General features: G+C 71.2%; 11 protein-coding genes. 4 read left to right on the top strand and 7 right to left on the bottom strand.

Annotation, left to right across the window (positions count from 1 at the left end; genetic code table 11):
* The first annotated feature begins 9 nt into the window (after nucleotides 1–9).
* Nucleotides 10–1,932, top strand: coding sequence for a Stk1 family PASTA domain-containing Ser/Thr kinase (gene pknB / locus OHB01_RS11075; RefSeq protein ID WP_142649171.1), 1,923 nt, complete (start codon nucleotides 10–12; stop codon nucleotides 1,930–1,932).
* A 429-nt stretch (nucleotides 1,933–2,361) separates the two neighbouring features.
* On the opposite strand, the gene OHB01_RS11070 is transcribed toward pknB, so the two are convergent.
* On the bottom strand, nucleotides 2,362–2,940 hold the full coding sequence (locus OHB01_RS11070) for an anthranilate synthase component II (protein ID WP_142649170.1): 579 nt from the start codon (nucleotides 2,938–2,940) through the stop codon (nucleotides 2,362–2,364).
* A gap of 195 nt (nucleotides 2,941–3,135) precedes the next feature.
* On the opposite strand from OHB01_RS11070, the gene OHB01_RS11065 reads away from it, so the two are divergent.
* Nucleotides 3,136–3,381: a cell division protein CrgA gene (locus OHB01_RS11065; protein WP_142619141.1), complete on the top strand. Its 246-nt coding sequence runs from the start codon at nucleotides 3,136–3,138 to the stop codon at nucleotides 3,379–3,381.
* A 278-nt stretch (nucleotides 3,382–3,659) separates the two neighbouring features.
* Here OHB01_RS11065 and OHB01_RS11060 read toward each other — a convergent pair whose 3' ends face one another.
* Nucleotides 3,660–4,394 carry an SDR family oxidoreductase gene (locus OHB01_RS11060; RefSeq protein WP_142649169.1) on the bottom strand — a complete coding sequence of 245 codons (735 nt, stop codon included), beginning with the start codon at nucleotides 4,392–4,394 and terminating at the stop codon, nucleotides 3,660–3,662.
* A 118-nt stretch (nucleotides 4,395–4,512) separates the two neighbouring features.
* Here OHB01_RS11060 and OHB01_RS11055 point away from each other — a divergent pair, with 118 nt between their 5' ends.
* Nucleotides 4,513–5,226 (top strand): TetR/AcrR family transcriptional regulator, encoded by a 714-nt coding sequence (locus OHB01_RS11055; protein ID WP_142649168.1) that lies wholly within the window; start codon nucleotides 4,513–4,515, stop codon nucleotides 5,224–5,226.
* Here OHB01_RS11055 and OHB01_RS11050 read toward each other — a convergent pair.
* Entirely contained in the window at nucleotides 5,219–6,082 is an 864-nt protein-coding gene (locus OHB01_RS11050) for a rhomboid family intramembrane serine protease (protein WP_142649167.1), read from the bottom strand. The genes OHB01_RS11055 and OHB01_RS11050 overlap by 8 nt on opposite strands.
* Nucleotides 6,083–6,205: 123 nt before the next feature.
* Nucleotides 6,206–6,739, bottom strand: a complete 534-nt coding sequence (locus OHB01_RS11045) for a peptidylprolyl isomerase (protein WP_142649166.1) — start codon at nucleotides 6,737–6,739, stop codon at nucleotides 6,206–6,208.
* A gap of 152 nt (nucleotides 6,740–6,891) precedes the next feature.
* On the opposite strand from OHB01_RS11045, the gene OHB01_RS11040 reads away from it, so the two are divergent.
* The gene (locus tag OHB01_RS11040) at nucleotides 6,892–7,380 is read left to right on the top strand and encodes a hypothetical protein (RefSeq protein ID WP_142649165.1); all 489 of its coding nucleotides are present in this window, start codon (nucleotides 6,892–6,894) and stop codon (nucleotides 7,378–7,380) included.
* 216 nt (nucleotides 7,381–7,596) lie between these two features.
* On the opposite strand, the gene OHB01_RS11035 is transcribed toward OHB01_RS11040, so the two are convergent.
* The 3 genes from OHB01_RS11035 to OHB01_RS11025 form a co-directional block, all read right to left on the bottom strand.
* Nucleotides 7,597–9,867 (bottom strand): HelD family protein, encoded by a 2,271-nt coding sequence (locus tag OHB01_RS11035; protein ID WP_328855303.1) that lies wholly within the window; start codon nucleotides 9,865–9,867, stop codon nucleotides 7,597–7,599.
* Nucleotides 9,868–10,332: 465 nt separating this feature from the next.
* On the bottom strand, nucleotides 10,333–11,508 hold the full coding sequence (locus OHB01_RS11030) for a zinc-dependent alcohol dehydrogenase (RefSeq protein WP_142649163.1): 1,176 nt from the start codon (nucleotides 11,506–11,508) through the stop codon (nucleotides 10,333–10,335).
* Nucleotides 11,505–11,975, bottom strand: coding sequence for a hypothetical protein (locus OHB01_RS11025; protein ID WP_142649162.1), 471 nt, complete (start codon nucleotides 11,973–11,975; stop codon nucleotides 11,505–11,507). Before OHB01_RS11025 ends, OHB01_RS11030 begins: the two co-directional genes overlap by 4 nt.
* Between the last annotated feature and the right edge of the window lie 41 nt (nucleotides 11,976–12,016).

Raw genomic sequence — 12,016 nt, 5'->3', positions numbered from 1 at the left:
GTGCAGGAAATGACTCAGCCACGACTTCTCGGCGGACGCTACGAGCTGGATGGCGTCGTGGGGCGTGGCGGCATGGCCGAGGTGTATCGCGCCCGGGACATCCGGCTGGACCGTGTCGTCGCCATCAAGACGCTCCGCTCCGATCTCGCCAGGGACCACACGTTCCAGGCGCGCTTCCGGCGTGAGGCGCAGTCGGCCGCCTCGCTCAACCACCCGTCGATCATCGCCGTGTACGACACCGGCGAGGACATGATGGACGGCACGCCGGTGCCGTACATCGTGATGGAGTTCGTGGACGGGCGGACGCTGCGCGACCTGCTGCGCGCGGACCGGCGGCTGCTGCCCGAGCGGGCCATGGAGCTGGTGGACGGCATCCTGCGGGCGCTCGACTACAGCCACCGGGGCGGCATCGTCCACCGGGACATCAAGCCGGCCAACATCATGTTGACGGTCAACGGCGAGGTCAAGGTCATGGACTTCGGCATCGCCCGGGCGATGGCCGACTCCGCCGCCACGATGACCCAGACCGCGCAGGTGATCGGCACCGCGCAGTACCTGTCCCCCGAGCAGGCCCGCGGCGAGCGCGTGGACGCCCGCAGCGACATCTACTCGACCGGCTGTGTGCTGTACGAGCTGCTCACCGGCCAGCCGCCCTTCACCGGGGACTCCCCCGTGGCGATCGCCTACCAGCACGTGCGGGAGGACCCCATCCCGCCGTCGCGGATCGACCCCGAGATCCCGCAGTGGGCCGACGCGATCGTGCTCAAGGCGATGGCCAAGGACCCGGTCCAGCGCTACCAGAGCGCCGCGGAGATGCGCGGCGACATCCAGCGGGCGCTGTCGGGCATGCCGGTCGACCCGCAGACGATGGCGATGGCCACCCAGCAGTACAACGGGTATGGCGGGGCCGACCGCACGCGGACGATGACCACGGCCGGCGGCGCGCCCATGACGCAGAGCACCCGCGCCATCCCCGACTACGAGTACGCCCGCGAGGAGCGCGGCGGCGGCCGATACGACGGGCGGCGGCGCAGCGGCGGCGGCAACACCGCGCTGAAGACCGCCCTGTGGATCCTCATCCCGCTGGTGGTGATCGGCGCCATGATCGGCGTCGGCTACGCCTTCCTCGGGTCCGGCGGCTCCTCCGCCGCCGACCAGGTCCAGGTGCCGTCGGTGACGAACCAGACGAAGGCGGCGGCCAAGCAGGCGTTGGAGGCGGCCGGGTTCAAGGTCGCGTTCGGGCCGGAGGAGTTCAACGGCGACGTGCCCAAGGGCGCCGTCGTGAGCACCGACCCCGCCGGAGGTGAGCAGGCCGACCGCGGGGCCACGGTCACCGTCATCGTGTCCAAGGGCGAGGAGAAGGTCACCGTCCCGGACGACCTGATCGGCAAGTCGCCCGAGGAGGCCAGGGCCGAGCTGGAGGCGCTGGAGCTGAAGGTCAGCATCGTGCCGAAGGCCTCCGCCAAGGAGCAGGGCAAGGTCTTCGACAGCAACCCCAAGCCGGGCGAGAAGGTCGCGAAGGGCGCCCTGGTGCGGCTGTACGTGCCTCTGGAGATGACCGAGGTCCCGAGCGTCGTCGGCTACACGCTCGAGGACGCGACGCAGATGCTGAAGAGCGCCGGCTTCAAGGTCAAGACGTCGCCGCAACCGAGCGACGTGGTGGCCAAGGGCAACGTGATCGACCAGTCGCCGCAGGCGGGGGCCAAGGCTAACCCCAACACCACGATCACGCTGACGGTCTCCACCGGCCCGTCGCAGGAGCAGCCGCCGACCAACGACCAGCCCAACAGCGACCCGCCGTCGGACGACACCGGCGACGGCGGCGACACCGGGGACGGCGGCGGCGACCCCAACGACCCCAACAACGGGGACGGCGGCGGCGTCCAGATCGGCCCGCCCGGCGACGGCGGCGACAACCCGTTCGGCAACTAGCACGAGACGAGCGGACGGCGGTCACTGCGAGGCGGTGGCCGCCGTCGGCGTTTCGGCCAATGTGGCCCGGAAAGCGGCCCGGTGAGCGGCTGCCCGGCGTCGCTCAGCGGCCGGGGTCTTCCGCAGGACCATCGTTTCGGCGAGCGGCCCGGATCAGGCGCCGGCTCGGCGACCGGGGACCTTTCGCACGGGGATCAACGGCCCTGCGAGCGGCCTGGATGGGGCGTCGGCGTGGACGGGACCGCGGCCTCCCGGCGAGCGCGACCTCCCGGCGTCTCCGGTCACCTGGCCGACCTCTGCCGACGCCTGCCGACCCCTGCAGACCCTTGCCGGCCGTGGGAGAGGTGCCGGACACGAGGAAGGGCTTCCGCCACTCGGGGGCAATGGCGGAAGCCCTCACTCTTCTAGTCGTAACGAGAGCGGAAAGCGTTACACAATCTGCGCGAGCCAATTTTCGAGCAACCGATGACCATGCTCGGACACCACCGACTCGGGGTGGAACTGCACGCCCTCGATGGGGGCGTCGCGGTGGCGCAGGCCCATGATGACGCCGTCCGGGGTGGTGGCCGTCACCTCCAGCGTGTCCGGCACGGTGCCGGGGACCACGGCGAGCGAGTGGTAGCGCGTCATCGTGACCGGCGACGGCAGCTCCCGGAACACGCCCCGCCCGTCGTGGGAGATCAGGCTGGTGCGGCCGTGCATGAGCTCGGGCGCGCGGTCCACCGAGGCGCCGTACGCCACGGCGATGGCCTGATGACCGAGGCAGACCCCGAGCAGCGGCAGGCCGCGCCCGGCGCAGTGCCGTACGAGGGGCACGGACACCCCGGCGGCCTCCGGCGTGCCGGGTCCCGGCGACACGAGCACGGCGTCGAAGGCGTCGGCGTCGCCCACGGTGACGTGGTCGCGCGGCCGTACGTCGCAGTCCGCGCCCAGGCCGCGCAGGTACTGCACGATCGTGTGCACGAAGCTGTCGTGATTGTCGACCACGAGCACCCGGATCGGGCTCATAGCTGTCTCCCGCTTCGCCGGGGTGGCTGGGTGTGCCAAGCGGAAATCGGACTTTCAGCGTACGGCAATCCCGCATGGGGGATCGCCCGGCGGGGCCCGCGCCGACTATCCTTGCTCGGGACTTCACCGCCACAGCGATTACGCTATTGACACCAGCCCGCACGACCGCGCGGGTACCCACCAGGAGAAGCTCCCGTGCCCAAGTCGAAGACCCGCAAGAAGGCCGTATACACGCCGCCGCAGAAGGCGCAGACGGTGAAGGTCAGCCCCCGCTGGCTCGCCCCCGTCATGGTGGCCTGCTGGATCATCGGTATCGCCTGGATCGCGATCTACTACATCGCGCCGAGCGTTCCCGGTATCTCCGCTCTGGCGAACTGGAACCTGCTGATCGGTTTCGGACTCATCATCGTCGGCGTCGTACTGTCGACGAAGTGGCGTTAGGCCGCTTTCTTAAAATTCTTTCCACAGCCTTTATCCACAGCCTGTGGGCAGCAGAATGAGCGGCCCTCTGACGGGTTTGCGCCGGGCTCGGGCCGGGCGGTGAATTGCCCGGCCCGGCGCGGGAATCGTCAGCTCCGGCCGAGCATCTCGGCGGTGAGGATGTTCCCGCCGAGGCCCCAGCCGCCGTCAGGCACCTCTTCGAGCAGGACCAGGGTGGTCGCCCGGTGTTCTCGGACCGGAATGCGGCGGCGAGGTACGGCGGAGGACTGCGGCCGGGGTCAGACGATGCCGCCGTTCGCGCGCACGACCTGCCCGTTGACCCAGTGCCCCGCGGGGCTCGCCAGGAAGGCGACGACCTCCGCGATGTCCTCGGGGGTGCCGAGCCGTTCGAGCGGGGGCTGCTTGGCCATCCGCTCGATCGTGGCTTCGTCCTTGCCCTCGAAGAACAGCTCGGTGGCGGTCGGGCCGGGCGCCACCGCGTTGACCGTGATCTGCCGCCCTCGCAGCTCACGGGCGAGCACTAATGTCATCGCCTCGACAGCGCCCTTGCTGGCGACGTACGCCCCGTAGGCAGGCAGTTGCAGGCCGACGACGGACGTGGACATCGTGATGATCGTGCCGCCGTCGCGCACGCGGCGCGCCGCCTCCCGCGCGATGACGAAGGTGCCGCGGATGTTGGTGCGGTGCAGGGCGTCCAGATCGTCGAGATCGAGGTCGGCGATCGGGGACAGGGTCAGACGCCCCGCCGAGTTGACGACGACGTCGATCCCGCCGAACTCCTTCTCCGCCGCGTCGAACATCGCCGCGACCGCGTTCTCGTCCGCGACGTCGGCCTGGGCGGCGATCGCCCGGCCGCCGGCCGACGTGACGGCGTCGACCACCTCGGCCGCGGCCGAGGCCGCTCCCTGGTATCCCACGACGACGGCGAAGTCGCGCGCCGCCAGCGTCGTCGCGATCGCCCGGCCGATGCCGCGGGAGCCGCCGGTGACGACGGCCACGCGCTGAGCACTCATTGGAGACCCCCCCTTGGCTTCCAATATCATTGATAGGAGGTAGCCATATCGGCGTTACGAAGGCGACGTTAGCACGACCGCAATATCGGCGCTAGTAAAATTTCGTATCATCGATTACATGACAGGCGCGGACACCCTACATGCGGCGATGATCGAGGCCGCCGAGAAGCAACTGGCGACGTCCCCGGACAGCGACATCGCCACGCGGGCGGTCTGCGAGGCGGTCGGCGTGACCCAGCCCGTGCTCTACCGGCTGTTCGGCGACAAGCGAGGGCTCCTCGACGCCGTCGCCGACCACGGATACGAGCGCTACGCCGCGATCAAGGCCGCGCAGGAGCAGACGGCCGACCCGGTCGACGACCTCCGGGCCGGCTGGGACGGTCACATGGCGTTCGCACGGGAGAACCCCGCCCTCTATCGGCTCATGTTCACGCCCCGGCCATGGTCCCGGTCCACGGCTCGCGACCGGGTGTTCGAGCTGCTGGAGGCGACGCTCGTGCGGTGCGCGGCGATCGGCGCGCTGCGGGTGGATCCACCGGTCGCCGCCCGGCTGATCATGTCCGCGTGCGTCGGGACCGCCCTCGACCACCTCGCGAATCCGGAGCTCTTCGACGACCCCGCGCTGTCTCACCGCATGCGCGACGCCGTGTTCGCGCATGTGCTCACCGAGACGACCACGCGGGAGGACGCCGATCCCCTCCGCGAGGCCGCGCTGCGCCTGCGCGCGCAGCTCGACCTCGCCGGCACCGACGCCCTTGAGCCGGCCGAAACCGCCCTGCTGCGGCGCTGGCTCGACCGCATCACGCGGCCCGGCGCGGGAAGCGTCAGGTGAACGCGCCCTGCAGCAGCCCGTACGGCGGGAGCGTGGTGACGGTCAGGACCAGCGCCACCAGCACCGCGGCGGCGACCCCGGCCTGCACGAGGGTGCGGTTGCGCTGTGGCGCGTAGGCGAAGCCGGCGGCGATGATCGTGCCGGTCACGAGCCCGCCGAGATGGCCCTGCCAGCTGACGCCCGGCACGACGAACGTGATGACCACGTTGATGCCGATCAGCCACAGGACGCCGCGGGCGTCGTAGCCGAGCCTGCGGGCGACGACGAACAACGCGCCGAACAGGCCGTAGATGGCGCCGGAGGCGCCGACGGCCGACGTGCCGAACAGATAGATGGCGACCGAGCCGCCCAGCGCCGACAGCAGGTAGAGCGCCGCGAACCGGCCCGAGCCGAGCCTGCGCTCCAGCTCCGGGCCCAGCGCGTAGAGCGCCCACATGTTGAACAGGATGTGCCAGAACGACGGCGGCGGGGAGTGCAGGAAGGCGCTGGTGATCAGCCGCCACCACTCGCCCATGTGGACCCCGAGCGACCACATCGCGAACCGCTGGATGACCTCGTCCGGGCGCACGACCTCGGCCGCGTACGCGAGCACGTTGAGGATCAGCAGGGTCCACGTGACGCGGGGCGCGGCCACGGCGGCGCCGCCGAACGTCGCCTGGGCCTGCCGCACCTCGCGGTTGCCCTCGCGGACGCACTCGGGGCACTGGTGACCGACCGCCGCGTCGTGCATGCAGTCGGGGCAGATCGGGCGCTCGCAGCGCTGACAGCGGACGTAGGTCTCGCGGTCGGGGTGCCGATAGCAGGTGGGCACGGCTTGCGCCCCCGGCTGCGGGGGCGGCGGAGGCAGGGAGGTCATGGGGTCCTTCCTTGGCGGGTCCCTTGGTGGGGGCGCATCCACCAGCCAGCCTATAAGCCGGAGACGCCCCGGCCGCGTGTTCGCGGGGGCCGGGGCGTCTCCAGAGCGCCGGACGGAGCGGCGTCAGGACCGCTCGATGGTGACCTCTTCGAGGACCACGTCGTTCACGGGCCTGTCGTTGCGGCCGGTGGGGGTCTTGGCGATCGCGTCGACCACCTCGGTGCCCTCGATCACCTCACCGAAGATCGTGTGGCCCTGGTTGAGGTGCGGCTGCGGGCTCACCGTGATGAAGAACTGGGAGCCGTTGGTGCCCTTGCCGAACCGCTTGCCCGCGTTCGCCATGGCGAGCAGGTAGGGCCGGTTGAACTGGTTCTCCGGGTGGATCTCGTCGTCGAAGCTGTAGCCGGGGCCGCCGACGCCCTGCCCGAGCGGGTCGCCGCCCTGGATCATGAAGCCGTTGATGACACGGTGGAAGATCGTGCCGTCGTAGAGCTTGGTGTTGGTCTGCTTCTCACCGGTCTCCGGGTGGGTCCACTCCCGGGTGCCCTCGGCGAGCTCGACGAAGTTGCGCACGGTCTTCGGCGCCTTGTTGGGGAAAAGCTGGACGCGGATCGTGCCGTGGTTCGTGCGCAGATTCGCGATGAGGTTGTCAGCCACGAGGGCCGCCCCCTTTGGTTGCTCGTGTTAGTTGTCCGGTGAACAGGGTATCGAGCATGCCTTCAAGCACCGTTCGTGATTGAGCCACAACCATCCGGGAAGGGGTCGTTCCGGGGCCCCGTCGATTGGGGAGGTTGATCGTGTCCCTGACAATGAACAGAAGGCGTCGCGCCGAGGTGGTCATCCCGCAGACGTGGCTGACCAGGATGAAAGACCAGGCGATGAAGGCCAGTGGGCGGATGAGTCCGGTGGCGGAGAGCGCACGCGATCTCGCGTCGCACCGGCTCGAGGACGCCAGGGTCTGGGCGGCGCCGAAGCTCGACCAGGCGGCGCAGTCGGTCGAGGAGCAGATCGCTCCGATCGTGAGCGCGTTCCTGGCCGAGTTGGCCCGCAGGATCGACGTGACCAGCACCAGGAAGCCCCGCCGGCGCTGGCCCGTCGTCGCGCTGCTCGGCGGCGTCGCCATCGGCGCGGTCGGTGTGGCGATGTATCGGAACAACGCCCAGCGCTGGACCGAGACCATGCGGGAGAGCATGCGGCACACCGGCTCCGACGCCAGCAAGTGGGTCGGAGACAAGGCCGAGGACGCCGGTGAGAAGGCCGACAAGGCCGCCGACGAGATCTCGGGAAAAATGCCTTAGCACGTCCCTCACAGCCACCCGGCACGGCCGGCGTTCCCCCAACGCCGGCCGTGCTGTGTCTCCCGCGTCGCTCATCGGGGCGCTGTGATCGGCCGGGGTCGCGCCGGGGGCGCGTGATGAACGCCTCCCTCGTCGCGCCTGGTCGGCGTGTTCGTTCGCCTCGCTTTGCTCGGCTGCCCGGGACGCCCTCAGGCCGGGTCTTCCCTCGTCGCGTGTCTAGGGGGCCGGGGCCTCCAGGCGGTGCAGTACGGCGGGGAGGCGGTCCTCGTAGACCACGGTGAGCCGCCGGGTCGCCCGGGTGATGGCGACATAGAGGTCCTGGCCGCCCTGCGGCGACTGACGCAGGATGCCCTCGGGGTCCACGACCACCACGGCGTCGAACTCCAGGCCCTTCGAGCCGCGTACGGTGAGGACGGCCACGGGGCTGTCCAGGGGATCGACCGCCTCGGGGAACAGCGCGGCGACCTCCGCGTGCCGGGCGTCCGGCGCGACGACGCCGACCCGCCCCTCCCCGATCTCGCGCAGCTCCGACTCCACCAGCAGCCGCAGGTCGGTGCCGTCCGCGGGCACGGCGCGGGGGCGGGCGCCGCCGGACCTGACCGACTCGGGCGGCTCCTCCCCGGGCGCGACGGCCCGCAGCACGTCGGCGGCGACCTCCATGATCTCGGCCGGTGTCCGGTAGTTGACCAGCAGGCGCTCCTCCCGCCAGCGTCCCTTCACGTACGGGTCGAGCATCTCGCCCCACGACCGCGCGCCCGCCGCCGAGCCGGTCTGGGCGATGTCGCCGACGACCGTCAGGGAGCGGGCCGGGACCCGCCGCATCACCGTCCGCCAGGCCATCGCCGACAGCTCCTGCGCCTCGTCCACGATCACGTGCCCGTACGCCCAGGTGCGGTCGCGGCCGGCCCGGTCGGCCGTCGTCACGTACGGCCCGTCGTCGCGGTTGCGGCCGGCCAGCAGGGCCGCGTCGAGCACCGGATCGACGTCGGTGATCGTCAGGACTTCCCGCGCGTACAGTTCCTCCTCGCGGCGCTCGTCCTCCGCGCGGCGACGCCGGGCCCCCGCCCCGTAGTCGTACGCGCCGAGCAGCTCGGCGGCCTCGTCGAGCAGGGGGACGTCGCCGACCGTCCACGGCGCCTCGCGGGGCCGCAGCAGGAGCGCCAGCTCCTCCTCCGTGAGGTGGGGCACGGCCGCCGCGCGCAGCCGTTCCTCGTCCGACAGGAGCTCGCGGACGAGCCGCTCGGGAGTGATCTCCGTCCACAGGGCGTCTAGCGCGTCGCGCACCGACCGGTGCTCCCACAGGGTGGTGGCGGCATACTCCAGGTCGCCGTCCTCAAGCGGCCGGTCGAGCCGCTCCGCCTCGTCCCACGCGAGCGCCCGCAGCATCTCGTCCACGAACGTCCAGCGGGCGATGTTGTGCTGCCGCCGCAGGCCGCGGGCGCGGTCGCGGGCCCGCAGGCACGTGGCGTGGTCGACCCGCAGCGTCATCTCCTCGACCACGACCTCCACGCCGCCGCGCACCGACGTGCGGACGGGGATCTTCACCTCCAGGTCGCCCTCGGGCACCCGCTCGCGGTCGCGGACCGCCCCCTCGATCACCTCGGCCATGCGCGGGTCGCCCTTGACGACCGCGACGGCCGGCTCGTCCTCGGCGGTGGCCCGCACCCCGGGGTGGAGCCCGCCCATGCTCGTCAGCACCACCTGCGTCTCGCCCAGCGCGGGCAGCACCTGGCTGATGTAGCGGGAGAACGTCGCGTTGGGGCCGATGACGAGCACGCCGCGCCGTTCCAGCGTGTCGCGGTAGGTGTAGAGCAGGTACGCCGCCCGGTGCAGCGCGGCGACGGTCTTGCCCGTGCCCGGCCCGCCCTGCACGACGAGCGCCCCCGCCAGGCCCGAGCGGATCACCCGGTCCTGCTCGCGCTGGATGGTGGCGACGACCTCGCCCATGCGTCCGGTGCGGCCACGGCGCAGCGCCGCGAGCAGCGCGGCCTCGCCGACGAGCGTACGGCGGTCTCCGTCGGCCATCCGGTCGAGGTCGAAGACCTCGTCGTCGATGCCCACGACCTCGCGATATCGGGTGTGCAGGTGGCGGCGGCGTACGAGCGGGCCCGGGTCGCCGGGGGTGGCGACGTAGAAGGGGCGGGCGGCGGGGGCCCGCCAGTCGACGAGCACGGACGTGTGATCGTCGTCGCGCAGCCCGATGCGGCCGACGTAGAGGGTCTCGCCCTCGGCGTCGTCGACGCGCCCGAAGCACAGGCCGCGTTCGACGGCCGACAGTTGCGCGAGGCGGCGGGCATGTTCGGCCGCCGCCGCCTCCCGTTCCACGACGGCCTGCCGGGTGCCCGTGCCGCCCCGGGCCAGGACTTCCCGCATGCCGCGCTCGGCCCGTTCCCGGGCGACGTCGAGGCGGCCGTACAGCATGGAGACGTAGGACTGTTCGATCCGCAGGGCCTCGGCGCGAGCGGACTCGGATTGACGGTCACCCATTCCTGTGATAAACTCCTAGTGAGAGCGTCTGACTTTCAGATGATCGGGAATCTCTCACTATACGGCACTCGCGCTTCTGTGGCGTGTTCATGCCTGCGTCCGCTCCGGTCGGAGTGGACTTTTTGTTTTTCACGGGACCTTTGTGGCTGAAGTGAGTGAAGTCGCGTCTTTCCTGGGTAACCGGGAAGCGGCGCGATCGGCGGGACGCATTGCCACATTCCATCCGAATCCGCATCGCGCCATGGTCAACCGTCGCGCGGCGCGGGACGTCTTTGGAAACAAGGAGGCCCGGATGGACGTCCTCGAGAGCCTCGTGGACGACGAGCTCCGCCTGGAGCTCGTCCTCATCGAGGCACTGCATCACGAGGCGGAACGGCTGGCCGCCCCGGCCGTCCGCTGAGATCAGCGCCCGCCGCCTCACAGGGAGGCGGCGGGCGCCCTCTCACGCGTCAGGCCGACGGCGCGTCAGGCCCAGGGGCGGAAGACGGCGCGGACGCAGCCGTCCTTCTTGTGCTTGAACAGCTCGTAGCCCTTGGGCCCCTCGTCGAGCGTCATGACGTGCGTCGCGAGGTAGGAGGTCTTCAGGTCCCCCTTCGCGATGCGGTCGAGAAGCTTCGGGATGAACCGCTGGCCGTGCTGCTGCGCGCCGCGCAGCGTGAGGCCCTTGTTCATCAGCGCGCCGAGCGGGAACTTGTCCACGAAGCCGGCGAAGACCCCCAGCACGAACACCGAGCCGCCCGTGCGGCAGGCGTGGATCGCCTCCCGCACCGCGATCGGGCGGTCCTGCTCCAGGCGGAGCTGCTGCTTGATCCCGTCGTAGACGCGCTGGATCCCGGTGCTGTCGGCTTCCATGCCGACGGCCTCGACGCACACGTCCGGGCCCCGGCCGCCGGTGCGTTCGCGCAGCTCGGCCGTGACGTCGGTGCTCGTGTAGTCGATCACCTCGCAGCCGACGTGGCGGGCGGTCATGGCCAGCCGTTCCGGATAGCGGTCGATCGCGATGACCCGCTCGGCGCCGAGGAGCATGGCGGCCCGGGCGGCCATCTGACCGACACCGCCGCACCCCCACACCGCGACCACGTCTCCCGGCTTCACGCCGCCGAGCTCCGCGCCCATCCAGCCCGTCGGGGCCGCGTCGGAGGCGAACAGGGCGTCGAGGTCCGAGACGCCCTCGGGGATGGTGAACGCGTTGTAGTCCACGAAGGGCACCCGGATGTACTCGGCGTGGCTGCCCCGGAAGCCGCCCATCGCATGGGAGTAGCCGTAGATGCCGGCGGTCGTGCCGCCCCACATGAGGTCCGTGATGCCCGGCGAGGGGTTGCTGTTCTCGCACAGCGACCACTCGTCGTGACGACAGGCCCAGCAGCGGCCGCATCCGATGATCGAGCAGACCACCACCCGGTCGCCCGGCCGGTGCCGGCTCACCTCGGGGCCGACATCGACGATCTCGCCGATGAACTCGTGCCCGATGACGTCGCCGGCCCGCATGGCCGGGATGTAGCCGCCGAGCAGGTGAAGGTCGGAGCCGCAGGTGGTGCTCGCCGTGACCTTCACGATCGCGTCCTGGGCGTTGAGGATCGCGGGGTCGGGCACCTGCTCGACCGACAGCTCGTTCACGCCCTGCCAGCACAGCGCCTTCACAGCCGCCCTCCTTCCGCCGCGCGTCCCAGCGCCATGTCGAGGACCTTGCCCGGCAGGGTCGGCCGGGTCGTCTCCATCTCCTCGTCCGAACGCAGCACGTCGCCGGTCTCCAGCAGCGACTTCGTCTCGCGCAACGCCGTACGGATCTCGGTGCGGGGGTCCTCCCCGCCACGCAGCCGGGCGAGGGTGCCGGGCCGCTGTGCCCTGGGCCGGGCGTAGAGTTCGGTCCCCCGGTCGCCGGGTGCCCGGTTCATCCGCACCTCGGCGTCCATCCGGCCCAGCGGCTCGGGCAGATGCCCGCCCGGTGCGACCTCGTCCGGCGGGCGGTTGATCGTGATGCCCAGCCAGCGGCTGGACTCCAGCGGGTCCTTCGCCGCGCCCGGCACCCGGCCACGCGAGGCCGCCCATCGCGCCATCCCCAGGCCGGCGGCCGCGAGCGCCGCCGCTCCGGCAACGAGACGTTTCATGGCTTCGCCCCTTCCACGGCCGACTTCCTCGGGTGCTACCC

Source organism: Microbispora hainanensis, assembly GCF_036186745.1.
In the GTDB taxonomy this organism is placed as follows: Bacteria; Actinomycetota; Actinomycetes; order Streptosporangiales; family Streptosporangiaceae; genus Microbispora.
Note: the sequence above shows the minus strand (reverse complement) of the source record. Positions and strands in the feature narration are given on the sequence as shown.